The following is a 19,559-nucleotide window of genomic DNA, read 5'->3' on the forward strand; positions in this document are numbered from 1 at the left end:
CCGTAGGAAGGGCAACGGCAGCCATTGCGACATCGGACGGAGCTCTTGCGACATGCATATCGGAGTGGTGGCGCTCCCTGGTTGCTGGGACTCGGGGCTGACCACCGTCCTGGATGTCCTGCGGACGGCGAACGCCGCCCGCCGGCAGGTCGACCGGGAGATCCCCGCCATCACCGCGGTGACGGTTGCTCCCGGGTGCGAGCCGGTGCCGACCGCAGGGGGTCTGCTCGTACCGGTCGCCCGCACCCTGGACGACTGTGTGGCCACGGCCGACCTGGACCTGCTGCTGGTACCCGCGCTCGCCGCGGAGAGCCCTGCCACGATGGTGGATGCTCTGATGCGCACCGAAGTACGGGCGCTGCGTACGGCCTTGCTCGACTGGTCCGCCGACGGCCGTGAACTCGCCGCTGCGTGCACGGGCACCTTTGTTCTTGCCGAGGCCGGGCTGCTCGACGACCGGCAGGCCACGACGAGCTGGTGGCTGTGGGATCTCTTCCGCCGGCGCTATCCCCGGGTCGGACTGGACGTGTCCCGCATGGTGGTCCGGGACGGCACCGTCGCCACCGCCGGTGCGGCCTTCGCCCACATCGATCTGGCCATGAGCCTGGTGGCGAGGGTCAGTCCGCAGCTCGCCCACGTCACGGCGACCGCCTTGCTCATCGACGAGCGTCCCGCGGGCAGCGTCACCTCGGTCACCGGGCACCTCGCCGAGAACGACCAGTTGGTCAATGACTTCGAGAGCTGGGTACGGTCCCATCTCCAGCACGACATCGCAGTGGTGGATGCCGCGCTCGCCCTCGGCACCACCCGCCGGACTCTTGAGCGGAGGGTGCGGGAGCGCCTCAACACCACCCCGTACGGCTTGGTGCGCAGGTTGCGCGCCGAGCGGGCCGGTCACCTGCGCCGGACGACCGATCTCACGACGACGGACATCGCCCGGTTGGTCGGATACCGCAACGCCTCTTCGCTCCGAGCCCTGCTCAGGGCAGAGTCCGAGAGCCCGGACGGTGCGTGACGGGGTAGGGGACATCGCATCAGTGTCCCGTCACCGGGTTTGCGGTGATCGTCACGCGCCACCCGTTTCCGTCCCCTTCCGCCGACCGACGGCGGGCCGGCCGCCGCTGTGGACGCTCAGCGCAGCACCAAAAGGACGGCCAACGCGATCAGGAGGGAGTCGATCCGGTCCAACAGGCCGCCGGAGCCGGGCAGCCAGCGGCCGGCGTCCTTGCTCTGCGTGCCCCGTTTGACCATCGATTCGAAGAGGTCGCCGGCCGGACCGCCGACCGCCACCGCCGTCGCCATCGGCAGGCTCCACGCGGACAGTAGGGCGAGCACGCCCACACCGATCGCGGCCCCCGCCAGGGTTCCGCTCCACCGCTTGGCCGGGGAGAGCGGTGACAGCCGTGGCCCTCCCAGCCGCCGACCCGCGAAGTACGCCACGATGTCCGCGACCGAAACCGCCACGAAGAGAGCGAGCGCGTCGGCCCCGAGCGGCACCAGCGCGGCCAGCAACCCGAGCCAGCCGAGCCCCAACAGCCCGGCACCGACCCGGCGCAATCCCTGTTCGGCGTCGCCGGCCAGCAGAGGCACCGCGGCGACCGCGAGTGCCCCGGCGCCGACCACCCTGGGCAGTTGCCCCGGCGTCAGCCAGGCAGCCAGGACCACGCAGACCACCGCTGCGGCCAGCACGGCCCGGTCCGGCCGGCCAAGCCGCAGCAGCGCGCAGAATTCCACCGTCGCCACCACGCCCGCTGCCGCGGCAAGGGCCGCGGCGCCCGGGCGGCCCAGCCAGAACGCGCCGGTGACCAGCGGTACGCCAACCGCCCAGGCGCACCACCGGATCCACAGCTCGCGCTTTCGGGACGCGAGCACCGCGATGCCGCCCAGCAGGAGCCCCCCACCCAGGAAGGGCGCCAGGCGGGCAACGGTTGTCACCGGCCGGCCCCGGCGTCCGACCCGGGCCACTCCGACGTCCGGGGCGCGCGACCCGGAGGCCGCAGCGCATCGAGTGAGTCCGCGTACGCGGCCACGATGCGGGCGTTCTCATCGGTGTCCCTGACGGCGATCCGTACGCAACGGCCTTCATAACCGGGCGAGAGCGGCGACAGGTCCCGCAGGTAGACGTCGTGCCGGCGGCATTCGTGGACCAGCTGGGCGGCGCTCGGCCCGTAGCGGGGCAGGGTCACGGTGAGGTGGTTGGCCACGGACTCGTCGATCACGGCCGAGGAGTCCGCACCGGCCAGGTCGGAGGCCAGTCGGCCGCGCAAGGTGTGCGTGCGGTCCCAGCAGCCGGCGTAGTAGGCGGGGTCGCGCAGCGCCGCAACCGCAGCCATCTGCGCCGGCAGACTGACGGCCCAGGGAGGTGTCCAGCGGCGCAGGTGAGCCGCCATGTCCGGTTCGGCCACCAGGAAGGCGGCCCGCACCCCGGACAGCGCGTACATCTTGGACAGCGAACTGCAGACCACCACCCGTGAGTCGGCGGTAGCCACCTCGGCCAGTGACTCCGTCATGCCGACGTACCCCAGGTATGCCTCGTCGATCCACCACCGGGTGCTGCCCGGGGTTGCCGCGATCACCCGGCGCAGTTCCGCCGCCGGCAGGTGCCGTCCGGTGGGGTTGTTCGGGTTGACCACTACCACCAGGTCGTAGGTGCCGGCACGGGTGCACGCGGCGAGCCGGTCCGGATCGATGCGCCAGCTGTCGTCCCTGCGCAACCGGAAGCGGTCCACCCGGCATCCGATCACGTCCTCGGTGACATGCGCGTACTCGCCGTAGCCCGGGTCGATGAGCAGCACTCTGCTCCGGGGGGTCAGCCACCGGCCGAACGCCCGGAAGATGAGATCGGACGAGCCTGCGCCCACCACGAGCGTCTCTGCCGGGAGGGAGCGGGCCGTAGAGATCTCGGCCAGCAGCCCTTCGGCGCCGGTGGGAGGGGAGGTCCGCGATATCCACCCCAGGTCTTCCGCGAGCAGGGCCCGGACACCCGGGGCCGGCGGGAACCAGGCATCCAGGACATCTGCCGCCACGATCTTGTGGCGCCGGCCCAGATCACGGAAGTCCGCGCCGATGGCGGTGAAGGAGGCGCCGCCGTGCTCGCAACCATCCGGCCGCGGAGCGAACGTCGCGTCCAGACGCCAGTCCACACCGCTCCCCAGGCGCCGCACCGTGGGGCCGTATCGGTCCAGAGTGGCCCTCGTCAGGTCTTTCACGGTGCCGGTCAGCACCTCGAAGGTCACCGCGCCGCACCGCACGGTGTGACCGGTCGGCTGAAGGCCGGCGGCCGTATACATGGCGAGGAGCTCGGTGCGGCCCATGGCCACCACCCGGCGGCCACCCCGGGCGGCGATCCAGCGCAGCGCCGCGTACATCAGCAGCGGCGCCGCCAGGGTGTTCCGCCGGTGCGGCTCGACGGTGAGAAGACGAACCTCGAACAGGTCCTCCTCGGCCAGCAGCGGCAACTCTTCGCGGGTCAGGTACTTCTCCAGCCCGTACCGGCCCACCCAGGGCGGGGTGATGCTGACGCAGCCGATCCGGTCCTCGCCGCGCGCCACGACGAGGTAGACGTTCTCTCCGTCCAGCCCGTCCCGCAGCCGTCCTTCCGGAACCTGGGCATGCTGGCCGAGTTCCTGCGCGTACACCCGGTGCCGCACCTCATGGATCCAGTCGGCATCCTCCGGAGTAGCAGCACGCAGCTGCAGAGCACGTTCCACAAGCAACCTTTCGACGTGACGGGCGGCGGCCGCGCCGGATCCGGGGACGGCGTGAAGGATGGTCCGCCCTCGCCGCCCGGCCATGGTGCGGCACGCGGCTCGGCCGCGCCTGAGTAGCCGTACTCAGACGCGGACCGTCCGTCGCCCGGTCGAGGCCGCTGTCGCTCCGGCGGGACCGGCCTGCGCGGGGGAGGCGGTCACCCCCGGCGAGCGCCTTCAGCTCGTCATAGTCCAGCCGCGCGTCACGAGGGCGTGGGCCGGTACGGGATACCGCACACCAAGTCCATCGACTACGGGGCCACCCTCGGCATCAACGCCGAGATCGCCCCCCGTCACCCGACCAGAAGGCATTCAAGGTCAACCCTCGGCACTGGGTGGTCGATCGGACCTTCGGCCGGCTCATGCACCGCCACCACCGCCTCGCCCGCGATTACGAGAACCATCCGCATCGCTCCGAAGTCGTGATCTGCCTGCGGTGATCGACAAGCTGACGTTGACGATTCCCCTTAGCCAGACCCCACCTGAGGAGATGGCTCCGCGAGCGCGGCATCACTCTTCGCATCGCCCGCGACGTCGGATCGACCGTGGCTGGGAACCGACCATCGGTCCGCAGAATGGAGGACCAGGTAGGTGGTGGGGACCTGGACGATCAACTCCCCTTGGTTGTCGAGCACCTCGCCTTCGGCTGGGGCGTTGCGGTGGCGGCCGGCATGGAAGACGGCGCCCTCGTGCGCCGGGACGCATGGTGGTGGTCCGGAGACCGCGTTGCCGCAGGCCCGCGCCCACCGATCTGGGCGGCTGGGTACAGCTCAGCCAAGGGGGTTGTCCGTGTCCCGCAGGGCGTTCAGGGCGGGCGCGTACATGCGGGCTTTGATGGTGCCGAGGGTGGGGCCGGCCTTGCTTGTCTGGGACCGGGCAATCTCCACTGCGGTCCGGCGGACCGAGTCCTCGTCCACCGCGCGGTCGACGACGGCGGCGGCCAGGGCGTCTTGGCCCCCGTAGCGGCGGGCGGTGGTCATGGCCTCGTGTGCGGTCTGCGGGGTCAGCCTGGCCTGGATCAGCGCGGACATGCCGGGGGTGAAGGGGATGTTGATGTCGGCCTCGGGCAGGCACCAGAAGCCGCGGTCGGCACGCATCACCCGGAAGTCGTGGGCCAGCGAGAACATCGCGCCGGCCGCGAAGGTGTGCCCTTGCAGTGCGGCCACGGTGACCACCGGCAGCGACAGCATCCGTGCGAGGAGTTCGTGGACCGAGACGACGTAGTGCTGGTGCTGGTCGGCATGGGCGAACAGCCAGTCCAGGTCCAGGCCGTTGGAGTAGAACTTGCCGACGGCGGCGGTCACCAGGGCACGGGGGCCTTCGGCCTTCTCCACCTCGTCCAGCGCGGCGTGGGCGGAAGCGAGCCAGTCGGGGTGGAACCGGTTCTCGGTGTCCCCGAGATCAAGGATGAAGACGTCGTCCTGGCGCTCAAGCGTGGGCATTGCGGCTCCTCAAGATGCGTGGATGGTGGATGGGCAGCCGGTCACGGCCGTGACGCGTGACCGGCCTCGGGCCGGTCAGGCAGAGCGCGTGGCAGCTGGTCATGGGCTTCGGTCGCGACGGCCTCAGGCGGAGCGATGCTCTGCTCCGCCGGCACATGATCACCGTGCCTTCGACCGAGGCGATGATGAAGGCGGACAGTCTCTTCCCCTGCTCCTCCGGCAAGCGGTGCCGGAGGAGCAGAGCGGCTAGCCCTTCCCTCGGGCGAGCGAAGACCGCGGCCGCTGAGCGAGCCAACTGCGGTGCGTCGTCGTTGGCCTCCACGGCCACCGACTCGATGGGGCAGCAGGACCGGAAGTGACTCTTGATCAGCTCGATCCCGCCACAGCGGGAAGAAGGCGTCGATCGCCTCCAGAGCGTCGGCGGCTCGCGCAGCGGTCTCGATCTGACCGGCGACGAAGTCATCAGCCGACGCCCCTGCCTCGCCGGTCAACTGAGCGCGCCCGTCGGGGAAGTGGCGCTGGACCGAACCGCGGGGCGCGCCGCTGTGATCGAGCACCCGGCCGATGCGGGTCGCGCCGGCGCCGTACCCGCGCGACAGGGCCGCCGTGCCGAGAACCATCCGATCGCGGCTACGCCGGCTGTCGCTCCTGCGCGGTTTCATGAGCCCACCGCCCCGGAAATCCGAGGGGCAGACAGCCACACGGGGTGCGAGAGAGTCGTCGGACATGCCGCTGTGCCTTCCTGACGTCGGCGAGCAGACGCTCCGAATACGGAGCTACCGCTCGGTAACTTATGGCGCATGGCAGAGAACACGCAAGAGTCCGGGCCTCGCCGGTAGAGGGTTACCGAACGCGGGTGGTGCAGCGCCCAGCCGCCCAAGGTGCCGCAGGACGACCGCGCGACCGCTCCGCCAGGCGGACTCCCGTCCACCGGAGCGGGGCCCTGCCGCCGCCGGGGGCGGCAGGGCCCCGGCGGAATGTGGACGTCGACCGGAGTCGGGAGGTATTCCAGCCCCGGATCCTCCCAAGGGCCCGCATTTTCCCGGCGATTGAGCAGTAAGTACTCAGCTCCAGCGGGACGGCATCGGCGAAGGTTCCGTAAAGCGGCTGACATTGCACGTGAGGTGCTCTGCGGACGCTTCAAGAACAGAAGGTATCCATGTCTCTCAAGAAACGTACCGTTGCCGCATTCGTCACCGCGGCCACCTTTTGCGTAACACTCGGAACCGCCACGTCGGCGGTGGCCGCGCCGGGATACGAGCATATGGGTACGTGCACCGGCGACTACCAGCTCGTGAGCGTCTTCCACAACGCCCTCTGGCACTACAAGATCGAGTATTCGATTCGTGGCGGAAGCAACGACCACGCCGAGTGGTTCGAAAATTCGTTGGCCGTTCCGTTCCATGATTCCGGTGAGTTCAACACCTGGGGCGACGTACTCATTCTCCCTACTCCTTCCGCATGGGTCTACATGAAATGCGCCAAGGGCGCCGAGATTTACTCCCGGGACTCGGTCAATCACGTCTGAGCGGTGTCTGTGAATGACCTCCGGCCCGTCCCGACGGCGACCGGTTGTCTTTCGTGTCGCTCTTCCTTGCTGCGCGAATCGCAGCGCCCCCACCGGCCCAGGTTCCGGACGGATCACGCGAGATCGGGTGACCGACCGCATCGGCAACGCACATCGAAAAGGAGCCTTCATGAGGAAGCGCACTCGCATCAGAGCCCTGCTCACCACCGCAGCGGTGGGGACCGGCATCCTGCTGGGCACGGCGGCACCTGCCCAGGCGGCCGACACGGAGGGAAAGTGCACCGGCGGCTGGGCCTACGCCGGCGATTACCACAATCTCGCGTGGGCTTACTTCGCCACCGCATCTTCGTCCGACGACAATGCCGAATGGTCATACATCTCCTTGGCTGCTCCTTTCTACCAGCAGGGAAAACTGGTAGGAGCAACGCACATCATCTTCCCGCCCACGCCGGCCGCCACGCTTTCGGTGAAGTGCGCGGTCGGTAAGACGTTCTTCGTTCAGAACCTCTGAACTTCGGGATATGGACGCCGTGCTGAGCACCCGGCTGAAACGAGCCCCCAGCCGGGCCATGCTTAGGGGGCGGTCCTTCTTACGGAGGGCCGCTCCCTCGGGGGCAAGGAGGCCCCTCCTACGGGCACTGGCGGACCCGTCGGGTGCGACGCCGTAAGCAAGCCAAGGCCCACCGGCCTGACGTAGGGATCTCGGCCCCGAGCAGCCGAAGCCCGCGACGGCTACGAGCGCACCAAGTTCCGGCACTGGATCGACGAGGACAGCGGCAGGGGATGTACGTGCGGCCGACCATCGATTCCGCGTCCGTCCCTGAGGAGTGAGGGCTGGCCGCAGTCCAGCCGCATACAGGCGTTTGGCGTGGAGGTCGGGGACACGGACATCTGCGAGGACCGGACGGACCGAACGAACCCGGAAGGGATGACGGGTCTCGGCACGAGGGCTGAGCGTCTCAGTCGTCACGGGGCGGGTCCTGCTCGGGGCGGCCTCGAAGTCAGGCGCTTTCCGTCGGGCTCGGAGGGCCGGCGACCGCGGTCCGCTGCGAGATCCGTCGCCGTCGGTGTGGATACTGATCACCATGCGCATTGACTTTGATCCCGCTGCCATGCCCCGCAACGATTTCTACCGGCTGCTCACGGCGACGGTGGTGCCGCGGCCCATCGCTTGGGTGTCGACCATGTCGGCGGACGGGACGCACAACCTCGCACCGCACTCCTTCTTCACCATTGCCAGCGTGTCGCCGCCGGTCGTGCAGTTCAGCTCCGTCGGGCGCAAGGACACCTTGCGGAACATCGAGGCGACCGGCGAATTCGTGGTGAACCTCGCCCCGGAGAGCCTCTTCGAGCAGATCAATGACAGTGCTACCGATTTTCCGCACGGGGTGAGTGAGTTCGACTCGGTGGGCATCGCCTCCGAGCCCGGTCTGCGGGTCAAGCCGCTGCGCGTCGCGGCCTCGCCGGTGGCGCTGGAGTGCGAGGTGCACAGCACGATCCGGATCGGGGACTCCACCGTTGTGTTCGGACGGGTCGTGCACGCGGTCGTGTCGGACGACGTGATGGTCGACGGGCATCCGGAGATTTCCCGGCTGAAGCCCCTGTCGCGGCTGGGCAAGGACGAGTGGGGCACGATGGGCGAGGTGCGGGAGCTCTCCCGTATCCGGCACGCAGACTGGCAGGGGCCTGCCAGCGACCGGTAGCCGGATGCGAGCGGGCCGGGGGAGCGGCCGGCGGCAGTCGTGCGTTCCAACTGCCGTGTCCCGAAGGCTACTTCCCGCTCACCGTGGAGTCCGAGACTCTGCAGTCAGTCGCTGTCGGCCTCTGCCGGCGCAACGGACCCCAGGAGTCGCTGTGACCGCTTCCGCTCCCGTGCCGAACGAAGCCCCCGCTTCCGCTTCCCCGGTCCGCTCGCAGGATTCGGCGCCCGCGACGGCGCCGTTCAGCAGACGATTCGCCTTGCGCGCGGTGGCCGCGAGCGCCGTCGCCGCACCGGTCGTGGCGTACGGCTCCGGCACGGCCGAGGCCGCCGATCATGAGCCGGGACTGCGGGTCATGAGCTTCAACCTGCGGTACGCCGCCGACACCCGGCCGAACTCCTGGGCCGAGCGTCGGCCCGTGATGCGCACACTGCTGCGTCGCGAGGCACCCCACCTGCTCGGCACGCAGGAGGGCCTCTACGGGCAGCTACGGGACATCGCGGCCGACCTCGGGCCGCGCTACGACTGGGTGGGCACGGGGCGGGGCGGCGGGAGCCGCGACGAGTTCGCGGCCGTCTTCTATGACGTCCGCCGCCTCACGCCTGTCGAGTACGACCACTTCTGGCTCTCCGACACGCCGTATCTGATCGGGTCGTCCACCTGGGGAAACACCGTCGTACGGATGGCTACCTGGGTCCGCTTCCGAGACCTGGGAACCGGCCAGGAGTTCTACGCGCTCAACACTCACCTCGATCACCTCAACCAGTACTCGCGTGAGCGCTCCGCCGCGTTGATCACGGAACGACTGGGCGCCCTGGACCCTGCCGTGCCGCGGATCGTCACGGGGGACTTCAACGTGGCGGCGCACAAGAATCCCGTCTACGACGCGATGCTCAAGGGCGGCCTCGTTGACAGCTGGGACACCGCCGAGGCGCGCAGCGCGCTGTACGCCACCTTTCATGGGTACAAGCCGCTGGTGCCCGACGGGGACCGGATCGACTGGATTCTCACCTCGCCGGCGGTGCGCACGCGGCGCGCTTCGATCAACACCTTCTCCGAGCACGGCCAGTTCCCGAGTGATCACCTTCCGGTGCAGGCGCTGCTCGATTGGTGAGGGCGGCGCGGCGCCGAGGGCTGCCCAGCGGATGCTGCGTCGATCGGGCGATCGGGCGATCGGGCATGGTCAGTGTTGGTGAGCGTGCGGTGGGTGCTCGGTCGGCCGGCGGGTGGCGGAGCCGCGTACCTGGAGGCCGTCGAGGAGGTCCTGCGTGGCAGCCGCGACCGCGTTCACGGCGTTGTCGAACACCTCGCGGTTGTGCGCGGCCGGTGCGCGGAACCCGGAGACCTTGCGGACGTACTGCAAGGCCGCGGCCCGGATGTCCTCGTCGGTGACCTCGGGGGTGGCGGGCGGGCGGAGGGTCTTGATGCTGCGGCACATGTGTCCAGTCTGCCTCGCCACGGGTGGCAGCGGGCAGACCTGTGGATAAGCCCGTTCCGCGGCACCGGCACGATCAGCTGAGTCCCGTGACCCGCATGGTGATGTTGAGACGGCCGCCGTTCAGGCCGGACGCGGGGTCGCAGGTGCCGGGGCGGACTTTGGGCACTCCGTGGTAGGCGAAGCGGGACGGGCCGCCGAAGACGAACAGATCGCCCGAGGCCAGCTCGACGTCCGTGTACGGCTTGGTCCGGGTCTCGGTGTTGCCGAAGCGGAAGACGCAGGTGTCGCCGATGCTGAGGGATACGACCGGGGCACCGGACCGCTCTTCCTTGTCCTGGTGCATACCGAGCTTCGCCTGCTCGTCGTAGAAATTGATCAGTGCGGTGTCCGGTGTGTAATCGTCGCCCGCGGAGGCGTCCTCGTACGCCGCGACCAGGGCTTTTCGCCCCAACGCCACCATCCAGTCAGGGAATTCCGCGACCCGCGCGCCGTTCACGTCGTCGGCGGTGCGGGTGTACGCGTACGGCTGCCAGTGCCACCCGATACACACCGTCTGGACGGACATCACGCCGCCCCGGGGCAGCTTGGTGTGCCGGATCGGTGCGGGGCCGCGCGCCCAGTTGCGGCAGGCGGTGACCAGCTCGCGCTGCTGGGCGAGGGTCAGCCAGCCGGGGACGTGGACGGCGCCTGCAGCGACGAGCCGGGGGCGGGCTTCGCCATGGGGGCGGGGGTCGGACAGGCCGGCGCCCGGGGTGCCGGAGGAGCCGGGTCCGGAGCCGGGGGAGCCGCGTTCGGCGCTGGTCGTTCCGCTCGTGGAGTCGTCGAGCTGCCCGAAGTCCTCGAATCCGGGAAGTGGCGTGGTCATCTGCTCCTCGACTCTGCTCTCGACCTGCCCCCTGCTTGCGCCGCGGGCGCGACTTCGCGTGCCCTGGGCGGATCTCGCCGTATCGCGGCGCCGCGATACCGCGCCAGTGATGAGGGGCTCCCTGTTCAGCGTGCCACGACCGCCCTCTCCCGGGCTCTACGGGCTGGACGGCGGGCGCCGGGTGACCCATCGGCCGTCCACGGTCCACGTTCCGCCCTCCGCCGTGGCCCCCCGCATGCCGTGGAGGGTCCCCGGCCCGGTGAGCGCGGGGAGACGGGAGTCGGCGAGAGCCGCGAAGCCGTACGTACGGGCCGGGTCCCAGCTGGTGCTCCGGCGTAGGCGGCGGCTCATCTGCGCCCATCCGAGCGGTGCCGCCGCGACGACCCAGGCATCAGGTTCTTCCGCGGTGAACCGCTCGGCGGCACGGAGCCAGGACGCGGCATGTTCGGGCCAGTGGACCACGGCGAGGACCGGGAGGCCGGCCGAGCGCCATGCCTCGACGAAGGCTGCCGCCGCGGATCGCGACGCGGCGTCTCTGCTGTGCCCCACGACCACTGTGCGGATACGGGTGCGCGTACGCGGGGGTGGGCCCGAAGCCGTCAACAGGCTGAGCAGGGCGTCGAGTTCCGCGTCGGTGTGGGAGGCGGGGCAGGGCAGTGCGCCGTATGCGGTTGCCGTTTCCGGTGGGAGGAGTGGAGAGTCCGTGTCCGGTGGCGGGGCGTTCACTGCGTCAATGGTGATCATGAGTGCTTCCGTCGGCGGAGGCGAGAGGCGGCGGGGGAGGCGCGGGGTGTGTGCGCCCAATCGGGCCGGTTGCGGCCGGTCGGCCGTCCTCGCGTGGCCATCTCAGCCTGCGGGAGGGAGGGCCGGGGGCGCTGGCGGAATTCAGACGTCTTGGTGGGCGAGCCACTCGGCTGCCGGGACGATTTCGATGCGTCGCGGGCCTACGGACGACCCGCGCGTCCCGGGGGATCGCGGCGTGGGCTGAAGCGGAGCCGAGTCCCGGCTTTCCCCGTCGTTTCGGGCTCTTCAGAGCCGACTGCGGCCGGACGGCTACCTGTCTCGGCCGGATACCGTGTGGCTGCCGCTCATCCCGGTCCCGGAAGCCGCAAGCCGCCGCTCAGCCGACCAGCGCCGGCCCGGGGCCGCCTACGTACCCGCAGCCCGACCACGAGCCGTATGTGCCGTGGCCCTGTCTCCTCCGTCTGCCGCTGCCGCTGCCGCGCTCTGCCGCTACGTACCGTCAGGCTGCCTCGACGACCTCGGCGCGGACGGCAAGGGTCCAGACCTCAAGCAGCCCGGCGTACTCCGCCATGTCCTGAGGCGTCCACGCCAGATCGCGCCGGGCTCGCACAAATCGGCGGATCGATTCGTTGGCCTCGGAGGCAGGCACGGACACATCCTTAGGGTCAGAAGGGCTTAAGGGCATGCGAAACATGCTAGTGGCAGCCTCTGACAACTCAGTGCCTCATACGTCGCCCATTGCGGCCGTTGCGCCGTTCGCCGGTGTTCTTGCCGGCCGCTCCAACTCCCTGACCAGCGCGGATCGTAGAGGAGTTCATCGCGTGGTGCTGCCCGCATGTGGTCAGTTCCACACGCTCCGCGTTCGGGTCGCCGTTTTTTGCCCGCCCCGCGCCCACCTCACCGAAGGAACAGACAGAACGGGTGTCCCGCCGGGTCGAAGAACACGCGGACGTCGTCCTGGGGCTGGTGCTGTGCCTGCGTCGCGCCGACCGAGACGGCATACGCGCCGGCTTCGTTGAGATCGGCGACGCGAATGTCGAGATGCAGCATCTTCTGCTGAGCCATGGCCACCTCTGGCCATACGGGCGGTTCGTAGCCCGCCTCGGTTTGGAACGAGAGTCCGGTGCCACCGGCCGGGTCTCTGAGCACCACCCAGTCCGGCTCGCTGTATTTCACCTCCCAGCCCAGCAGCCGTCGGTAGAAGCCGGCGAGCGCATGTGCGTCCGGGCAGTCCAGGACCACCGAGGCGAGCGAGAAACGTGGTCTACCAGCCTCACTCTGTCCATTCGCCACCGTCACTCCGCAACACCGTCCCTTCGCCCGGCCACCGGCTGCTGTCGGCCCCTGCTTCTTCGTTCGGCGGACAGGGAGCGTACGCACGTAGTGCCATGGCAGGAAGGGCATCGCGGTCGGTGGGGAGCGATGCGGCGTATCGGTTACCTCTTTCGGGTGATGTTGCTGCTCGCCCGAGTCGGGCGTGCCGGCCCGGGTTTCGGCACCGGGATGGAGCCCTCCCGCATGCCCTGCGCGCCTCAACACCTCCTGATACACGCCGAGTTAGCCCCACGGTCCGTCTCCTGGCATGCCTTCCGACCGGTCGATGTCAGTGGTCGCCCGTACCGTGGCGTTGTCACTATCCGAGCTGCTGGCGCTTCTCGGACCCGCCCCGCCCCTGTGACAGCGCACGGGGGCGGGGCACACCTCGCACGGGGGCGGGGCACGCCTCAGCGCGTCCACGGTCGCTGCACCGCCGAAAGCCGCTGCACCCCGAACCGATCTGGTGTACCGGGAGGGGGTATACACCGCACCGCTTCCTCGGCCCGGACCGCCCAAGTTCGATCGCCGACCGGATTGTCCGCCCGCAGGCCCCCGCCCGAGCGCCCGCCGGAGTGCTGGTTGCGCACCGGTCGGCCGCCCCGGTCCGAATGCCGTTCCCCGGTCGAACATGGCGCGCGCTTCTTCCCGATTTCCGTGCAGATGAGGCGGCAAGGGCGGGCGTGCGGGACGATGGAAACACCGAGGTACAGCGGCGTGTGGCGACCGCAGGGGAGCGGCGCGGCGGGCCTGCGCAGAGCCATGTCGGGAGGCCCCGATGGAATACCCGGAAAGCTACGAATTGATATTTCAAGCCCCCGCCGTGGAAGACGACGTGGTGATCGTCCGGCGTACGGACAAGGCGGGCGCGGGCGGGTACCCCGTCTACGAAGATGATTCGGGGATCGTTCGCGCGGAGATCAGCGACCGGGCGGAGGTGCGCATGCTGGCAAGCGGCGGGCACCAGGTGCTCCGGACGCCTCTCCTGGCGCGCCCCCTCACCCCCTAGGGGCGCCAGACACGGGTGAACCAACGCGGTCGGGCTTTTTTGGTGCCGTCCCGTCCGGGAGTCGATGGAAAAGCGGCTCCGGTGCATCGCTGTCGGCAAATTCCGGAGATCAACTTCAAGGACTGCGGGCATCCCGGGGAGCGTGCGCCGGGCGGTTACACCCGACGTCGGATAGGTCTAAATGCCATCTTTTCGGGCGCAGGGGGGTGCGTGTCCAGGGGCGGTAAATGAGCCCGTGGGCGAGGTTCACGCAGTGCACGGGCTCACAGGAGGCTCCGGCAGGCGCATACTGGTCCCAATGACAAAGCCAGCGGTAACCAAGCGCCCTCTGCCCACCAGCCCCTTCAAAGCCCCGGTTGCGCCGCCTCTCAAGAGCTTCGCCATAGGAAACCGGGTCACCCACGATGTGTACGGCCTCGGCCGGGTAACCGGCGTCGAGGAAGGAATCGCGGTCATCGTCGATTTCGGCTCGATGCAGGAGCGGATCACCAGCCCGTACGCCAAGCTGACCAACCTCTAGGACGGCCGGGCCACGGCCGAGGAGAGCAGGCAAGACCCCTCCCCCCGGCCCGGCCCTTGAGGCATGTCCTGCCCTCGAACCCCTGCGGAAAGGGGAGTCGTCCCATCGACACGAACACACCGTTCTCCTCGCCGGAACCGGCGCCCGTCCCGGCCACCACCGGCTCGCCCACTCCTTCTACGAACCCCTTCCAGGCCCCGGACTTCGACGCGGTCCCGGCGGAAGGCTCCCCGGTGCCGAGCGCGGATTCCGGCGCTCGCAAGCACCGCCGCTCGTGAGCATCGCGCTCACCCTTGTCCTTCACGGCGGCGACGAGCAGCGCCTGAGCACCTGAGCACGTCCCCTGGGGCAGCCATTGGGCCTGCTGCCACGCCTGTGCGGGCATTGCGGGCTTTTGCGGGCGATGCGGTGCGTGATACGCGCCCAGCCGACGTAGCCGATGCGCAGTACCTCGGTTTTGAAGGTGCCCGGGCCGTCCGCGTGTCCAAGGTGTCCAAGGCGTCGAATTTGTCGACTCTCGGGATGCGCCCACGTCGCTCGCCGCGGTCGACGTCCTGCTCGCCCGCCTGGGCTAGAGGCCGCGCAGATGCGACCGCGACGGCCGCTTCCGACCCACGCCCGGCGTCGGGCGCTCCTGGTCCCGTTCCTGGGCCGCCGCCGCGGAGTCCTCGTCCGTCTCCCGAACGTCCTCGATGAGCCGCTGACCGTCCTCGGTGGGCCTCTGGACGTCTTCGCGCAGTGAGACGTCCTCCAGGCGCGGGGTGTCCTCGTGCTCCGGGACCTCCTCGGACTGCGGAGCGTCATCCTCCGCCTCAGGGGCGGACCCGGCGGTCTGTCCCATGAGCGCGGCCAGGGCGCGTTCGAGCGACTCACCGGTCACCTGCATCCGGATTCTTGCCAGTCGTTCTAACTCGCTGCGCGACACGACGTCAGGGTACCCGCCGGATCTCCGGGGCCCGTCCGGGCCCAAGGATCTGTGGCGTTACGACAGTTGGCGTGCCCGTCGATGCCGCGGAATGTTGTGGTGAGCGGGCCGTCAGCGCTCGGCGAGGGCCCGGCTCACGGCTGCCTCAGCGTGCAGCCTGGTGGTCGGGAAAAGGGGGACGGGGCTGTCCTGCGGCCGTAGGAGAAGCTCGATCTCGGTGCAGCCCAGCACGATGCCTTCGGCGCCCGCAGCGACAAGATCCCTGATGACGGCCGTGTACGCCTGCCGGGACTCCTCACGGACGATGCCGCGGCAGAGTTCTTCGTAGATCACCCGGTGGACGGTGCCGCGGCCGGTGGCGTCCGGGACGAGCACGTCGAGAGCGTGGGACTCCAGACGGCCGCGATAGAAATCCTGTTCCATGGTGAATGCGGTGCCCAGCAGGCCGACGCGGCGCAGGCCCTCCGCGCGGACCGCGTCCGCGGTGGTGTCCGCGAGGTGCAGCAACGGGATGCCGACCGCGGCGGCTACCGGATCGGCGACCTTGTGCATGGTGTTGGTGCAGAGCAGCAGCATGTCCGCGCCCGCGGCTTCGAGGGACGTGGCCGCCTCGGCGAGTACCGCGGAGGCCTCGTTCCACCGTCCCGCGACCTGCAGCTGTTCGATCTCCGCGAAGTCCACCGAATACAGGACACACTTCGCGGAGTGGAGCCCACCCAAGCGCTCCCGCGTCAGCTGGTTCAGCAGCCGGTAGTACTCCGCGGTGGACTCCCAACTCATGCCGCCGAGCAGCCCGATCGTCTTCATCCGGCCACTCTCGCACACAGCCCCCGGCTCGGTCGCGCGGCCGTGCGGGTCGGGTTCGGTCGGCGTCAGGCGGCCTTCGGGCAGGCAGAAATGCCTGCGGCGGTCGTCTCGCTGCCCTCGCGCAGCAGATGGGCGCCCACGGTGAGCCCTGCCTGCTACAGCAGCTCGGCGATATGGCGTCCGCTGCCGGTGGAGGTCGAGGGGGCGCGGGGTCGCCGCATGGCTCCGAGAGGGGTTGCGGCACGTCGCCGGCTTGGAGCGCGGCCTGCGGATGGCGGCTCGGACGACCGGCAGACCGGTTCCGTACGTGGAGAGGCCGAGCGAGTGCAGGTCTGGCGTTGGGCGGCCGGGGGCCGCATCCGATATCGGCGACCGGTCCGCCCCGGGATCCCGTACGAGTTCGACGGGTCTCGATCGCATCCCCCGGTTAAGAGGTCAGGGCGCCCGGCCCGTCGCTGAGTGTGCGTCGCCTGTCGGTGGCCACGGCGTCCTAGGGCCTGTCCGCAAAGTCCCGCCTGGCCCGCGACGCCTGGCACGCACGCTCGCTGCGTTGTCGGGATCGCCCACGTAGACCCACTACGAGGACGACCCTCCGTCTTGCGATCGCACGCACCGGACGCCGCGGACCCCGCCCTACGGGCGGACGGCGGGACTTTGCGGACACGCCCTAGAGCCCGCGAGTGGCGTCGAGGCAGCCAGATGCGATGACAGGCGGACGGGGGGAATGCCCCGCGTGGTGGTGGCCGTGGGGGAGAGGCGACACGGGGAGCGTCGGCTCGACCTGCTGACGGTGGCGTGAAGTGCGTGCTGTACGCGCCGAGTTGGTGTCTTCAGTGCTTTCTCTTGACGGTCTCATCGCATGGGGTGATTCTGGGGTCGCATGAATGAGAGCGCTCTCATTCGGCGCGGGCGGGCAGGCGCGTACTTGGTTCGTTGGCCGGCCCGCTCGTGCTGTGCGCCAGGCCTCCCCGCGCCGAAGATCCGCGCCGCACGCTCCAGCCCTGGTGAGTTCGACCGATGAGGAGGACGATGTGCCGGCCTTACCCAAAGTGCTCAGATCCCTGGCCGCCGCGGTGATCTTCGCCGCGGGAATGGTGGCGGCCACCCCCGCCGAGGCGGTGACGCCCGAGCCGGTGGCGTCCACCGAGGCGGCGGTGCCCGAGACCATCCCGCTCCGGTTCACCAACAACTCCGGTCGCAGTGAGCAGATTTACGTCTACAACATCGGCACCCTGCTCGCCACGGGGCAGCAGGGCTGGGCGGATGCGAGCGGTACGTTCCACCCATGGCCGGCGGGCGGCAATCCGCCGACTCCCGCCCCTGACGCGTCGATCGCGGGGCCGGCCAACGGCAGCTCCCTGACCATCCGCATGCCGAAGTTCTCCGGCCGGATCTACTTCTCCTACGGCCAGAAGCTCGTCTTCAAGCTGACGACGGGCGGTCTCGTGCAGCCCGCGGTGCAGAATCCGAGCGATCCCAACAGGGACATCCTCTTCAACTGGTCGGAGTACACGCTCAACGACGCCGGGCTGTGGCTCAACAGCACACAGGTCGACATGTTCTCGGCTCCCTACGCGGTCGGCGTGCAACGTGCGGACGGGACGACCGCGAGTACCGGGCACCTCAAGCCCGGTGGCTACAACGGGTTCTTCAACGCCCTCAAGCAGCAGCCGGGCGGCTGGTCCGGTCTGATCCAGACCCGCTCCGACGGGACGGTCCTGCGTGCCCTCGCTCCTGGTCACGGGATCGAGTCCGGTGCCCTGCCCGCATCCGTCATGAGCGACTACATCGACCGAGTGTGGAGCAAGTACGCCGGCTCGACCCTGACGGTGACGCCGTTCGCGGACCAGCCGAACACCACGTACTACGGCCGGGTCTCCGGCAACGTCATGAACTTCACGAACAGCTCCGGAGCCGTCGTCACGTCCTTCCAGAAGCCGGACGCGGACAGCATCTTCGGCTGCTACAAGCTGCTGGACGCGCCGAACGACCTGGTGCGCGGTCCGATCTCCCGCACGCTGTGCGCCGGTTTCAACCGGTCCACGCTGCTGACCAATTCCCACCAGCCGGACGCCGGTTCCGCGGACTTCTATCAGGACGCGGTGACCAACCACTATGCCCGCACGATTCACGCGCAGATGGCCGACGGCAAGGCGTACGCCTTCGCCTTCGACGATGTCGGCAATCACGAGTCGCTGGTCCACGACGGGAACCCCCAGCAGGCCACCATCACGCTGGACCCCTTCAGCTGACCGGCGGTGCCACGGCGGTCGGCCCGGCCTGCTTGGGGCGGACCGACCACCGAACCGGCCGCCTTTCGGGCGCCATTGGTATGGACATGCTCGCCGGAGCGGTCATAGCCTAAGGGCGTTGGTCTAGACCGCATCTTCACTTGTGCGGCGGGATATTGGTCGTGCCCTGCCGCCCAGGAGACCTTCCGCCGGCGTGCGGGGGTCGATCGATGTCTCTCTGCTCTCGCGTGCCGGACCGCGTGGTGCAGACCGCCAACGAATCGCCTCCGCCTCCCACTTCCCCCCCCACATGCGGGCCGTCCTCCCTCAGGGGATCGGTCTCGCGAAGGAGTCACGCGATGAAATCACGTATTGCCGCAGTGCTGAGTGCCGCCACCGTGGCGGCGGGCGTAGCCCTCTTCGTGCCCGCCGTGCCGGCGGCGGCCGCGGCCGGCTGCGCCCCGTCGTGGGACGCGTCCGCCACTTACACCGGCGGGAAGACCACGTCGTACGACGGTCACAACTGGTCCGCGCGGCAGCGGAGTCACAGTCAGGCGCCCGGACACGGCGCTGCCTGGTCGGACCTGGGGACCTGTGCCGCTCCTGGAGCCAACGGGGCGGCCGCCGCCGACGCGTCGGCCGAGGGGTTCGTCGTCAGCGAGGCGCAGTTCAACCAGATGTTCCCGAACCGGAACGCGTTCTACACCTACAGCGGTCTGACGGCCGCGCTCAGCGCCTACCCGGAATTCGCGAACACCGGGAGCGACACCGTCAAGCGGCAGGAGGCCGCGGCCTTCCTGGCGAACGTCAGCCACGAGACCGGCGGCCTGGTCCACATCGTGGAGCAGAACACCGGGAACTACCCACACTACTGCGACGCCAGCCAGCCGTACGGCTGCCCGGCCGGTCAGGCGGCGTATTACGGCCGCGGCCCCATCCAGCTCAGCTGGAACTTCAACTACAAGGCGGCGGGTGACGCCCTGGGCATCGACCTGCTGAACAACCCCTACCTGGTCGAGCAGGACTCCGCCGTCGCCTGGAAGACCGCCCTCTGGTACTGGAACACCCAGACCGGCCCCGGCACCATGACGCCGCATCAGGCGATGGTCAGCGGAGCCGGCTTCGGCGAGACGATCCGCAGCATCAACGGATCGATCGAGTGCAACGGCGGCAACCCCGACCAGGTGCAGAGCCGGATCAACAGCTACCAGAACTTCGTACAGATCCTGGGCACCACTCCCGGCGGCAACCTGAGCTGCTGACGGGGCCGGCGGGACGGGGGGACGG

General features: G+C 69.5%; 20 protein-coding genes and 1 pseudogene. 10 read left to right on the top strand and 11 right to left on the bottom strand.

Features of this window, described 5'->3' with window-relative positions; translation table 11 throughout:
* Positions 1–52: 52 nt before the first annotated feature.
* Positions 53–1,015, top strand: a complete 963-nt coding sequence (locus QOM21_RS33680) for a GlxA family transcriptional regulator (RefSeq protein ID WP_407554792.1) — start codon at positions 53–55, stop codon at positions 1,013–1,015.
* Positions 1,016–1,131: 116 nt separating this feature from the next.
* Here the strand turns inward: QOM21_RS33680 and QOM21_RS33685 are convergent, their stop codons facing one another.
* Positions 1,132–1,935 (bottom strand): phosphatidate cytidylyltransferase, encoded by an 804-nt coding sequence (locus tag QOM21_RS33685; protein ID WP_407554793.1) that lies wholly within the window; start codon positions 1,933–1,935, stop codon positions 1,132–1,134.
* Entirely contained in the window at positions 1,932–3,710 is a 1,779-nt protein-coding gene (locus QOM21_RS33690) for an aminotransferase class I/II-fold pyridoxal phosphate-dependent enzyme (protein ID WP_407554794.1), read from the bottom strand. The genes QOM21_RS33685 and QOM21_RS33690 overlap by 4 nt, the downstream gene beginning before the upstream one ends.
* A 235-nt stretch (positions 3,711–3,945) precedes the next feature.
* Here QOM21_RS33690 and QOM21_RS33695 point away from each other — a divergent pair.
* Positions 3,946–4,189, top strand: a pseudogene (locus QOM21_RS33695) (transposase); the annotation flags it as partial.
* Between the two features lie 330 nt (positions 4,190–4,519).
* Here the strand turns inward: QOM21_RS33695 and QOM21_RS33700 are convergent.
* Both QOM21_RS33700 and QOM21_RS33705 read right to left on the bottom strand, forming a co-directional pair.
* A complete protein-coding gene (locus QOM21_RS33700; RefSeq protein ID WP_407554795.1) occupies positions 4,520–5,191 on the bottom strand; it encodes an enoyl-CoA hydratase-related protein in 672 nt (223 codons plus the stop codon).
* The gene (locus QOM21_RS33705; RefSeq protein WP_407554796.1) at positions 5,178–5,654 is read right to left on the bottom strand and encodes a hypothetical protein; all 477 of its coding nucleotides are present in this window, start codon (positions 5,652–5,654) and stop codon (positions 5,178–5,180) included. The genes QOM21_RS33700 and QOM21_RS33705 overlap by 14 nt, the downstream gene beginning before the upstream one ends.
* A gap of 696 nt (positions 5,655–6,350) precedes the next feature.
* Here QOM21_RS33705 and QOM21_RS33710 point away from each other — a divergent pair.
* The 4 genes from QOM21_RS33710 to QOM21_RS33725 all read left to right on the top strand — a co-directional run bounded on the left by QOM21_RS33710 (position 6,351) and on the right by QOM21_RS33725 (position 9,533).
* A complete protein-coding gene (locus QOM21_RS33710; RefSeq protein ID WP_407554797.1) occupies positions 6,351–6,719 on the top strand; it encodes a hypothetical protein in 369 nt (122 codons plus the stop codon).
* Between the two features lie 169 nt (positions 6,720–6,888).
* Entirely contained in the window at positions 6,889–7,230 is a 342-nt protein-coding gene (locus QOM21_RS33715) for a hypothetical protein (protein ID WP_407554798.1), read from the top strand.
* Positions 7,231–7,804: 574 nt separating this feature from the next.
* Complete coding sequence (locus tag QOM21_RS33720; RefSeq protein WP_407554799.1) at positions 7,805–8,422, top strand: flavin reductase family protein; 618 nt, start codon at positions 7,805–7,807, stop codon at positions 8,420–8,422.
* Positions 8,423–8,687: 265 nt separating this feature from the next.
* Positions 8,688–9,533: an endonuclease/exonuclease/phosphatase family protein gene (locus QOM21_RS33725; protein WP_407555973.1), complete on the top strand. Its 846-nt coding sequence runs from the start codon at positions 8,688–8,690 to the stop codon at positions 9,531–9,533.
* A 69-nt stretch (positions 9,534–9,602) separates the two neighbouring features.
* Here QOM21_RS33725 and QOM21_RS33730 read toward each other — a convergent pair whose 3' ends face one another.
* The 5 genes from QOM21_RS33730 to QOM21_RS33750 form a co-directional block, all read right to left on the bottom strand.
* On the bottom strand, positions 9,603–9,857 hold the full coding sequence (locus QOM21_RS33730; RefSeq protein WP_407554800.1) for a DUF2277 domain-containing protein: 255 nt from the start codon (positions 9,855–9,857) through the stop codon (positions 9,603–9,605).
* A gap of 73 nt (positions 9,858–9,930) precedes the next feature.
* Positions 9,931–10,722, bottom strand: coding sequence for an alpha-ketoglutarate-dependent dioxygenase AlkB family protein (locus tag QOM21_RS33735; RefSeq protein WP_407554801.1), 792 nt, complete (start codon positions 10,720–10,722; stop codon positions 9,931–9,933).
* A gap of 156 nt (positions 10,723–10,878) precedes the next feature.
* Positions 10,879–11,466: a hypothetical protein gene (locus QOM21_RS33740; protein WP_407554802.1), complete on the bottom strand. Its 588-nt coding sequence runs from the start codon at positions 11,464–11,466 to the stop codon at positions 10,879–10,881.
* Positions 11,467–11,965: 499 nt separating this feature from the next.
* Positions 11,966–12,115 (bottom strand): hypothetical protein, encoded by a 150-nt coding sequence (locus QOM21_RS33745; RefSeq protein WP_393897056.1) that lies wholly within the window; start codon positions 12,113–12,115, stop codon positions 11,966–11,968.
* A gap of 248 nt (positions 12,116–12,363) precedes the next feature.
* Complete coding sequence (locus QOM21_RS33750; RefSeq protein ID WP_407554803.1) at positions 12,364–12,765, bottom strand: VOC family protein; 402 nt, start codon at positions 12,763–12,765, stop codon at positions 12,364–12,366.
* Between the two features lie 793 nt (positions 12,766–13,558).
* Between QOM21_RS33750 and QOM21_RS33755 the strand changes: the two genes are divergently transcribed.
* Complete coding sequence (locus QOM21_RS33755; RefSeq protein WP_393897054.1) at positions 13,559–13,789, top strand: DUF6296 family protein; 231 nt, start codon at positions 13,559–13,561, stop codon at positions 13,787–13,789.
* A 298-nt stretch (positions 13,790–14,087) separates the two neighbouring features.
* Positions 14,088–14,309 carry a hypothetical protein gene (locus QOM21_RS33760; RefSeq protein ID WP_407554804.1) on the top strand — a complete coding sequence of 74 codons (222 nt, stop codon included), beginning with the start codon at positions 14,088–14,090 and terminating at the stop codon, positions 14,307–14,309.
* A gap of 571 nt (positions 14,310–14,880) precedes the next feature.
* On the opposite strand, the gene QOM21_RS33765 is transcribed toward QOM21_RS33760, so the two are convergent.
* Together QOM21_RS33765 and QOM21_RS33770 are read right to left on the bottom strand one after the other, a co-directional pair.
* Positions 14,881–15,195 carry a hypothetical protein gene (locus QOM21_RS33765; protein ID WP_407554805.1) on the bottom strand — a complete coding sequence of 105 codons (315 nt, stop codon included), beginning with the start codon at positions 15,193–15,195 and terminating at the stop codon, positions 14,881–14,883.
* A 150-nt stretch (positions 15,196–15,345) separates the two neighbouring features.
* A complete protein-coding gene (locus tag QOM21_RS33770) occupies positions 15,346–16,041 on the bottom strand; it encodes an aspartate/glutamate racemase family protein (RefSeq protein ID WP_407554806.1) in 696 nt (231 codons plus the stop codon).
* Between the two features lie 1,091 nt (positions 16,042–17,132).
* Here QOM21_RS33770 and QOM21_RS33775 point away from each other — a divergent pair.
* Complete coding sequence (locus QOM21_RS33775) at positions 17,133–18,293, top strand: glycoside hydrolase family 64 protein (protein WP_407555974.1); 1,161 nt, start codon at positions 17,133–17,135, stop codon at positions 18,291–18,293.
* A gap of 338 nt (positions 18,294–18,631) precedes the next feature.
* Positions 18,632–19,534 carry a glycoside hydrolase family 19 protein gene (locus tag QOM21_RS33780; protein ID WP_407554807.1) on the top strand — a complete coding sequence of 301 codons (903 nt, stop codon included), beginning with the start codon at positions 18,632–18,634 and terminating at the stop codon, positions 19,532–19,534.
* The last annotated feature ends 25 nt before the right edge of the window (positions 19,535–19,559 follow it).

Source organism: Streptomyces sp. Pv4-95 (assembly GCF_045782725.1).
In the GTDB taxonomy this organism is placed as follows: Bacteria; Actinomycetota; Actinomycetes; order Streptomycetales; family Streptomycetaceae; genus Streptomyces.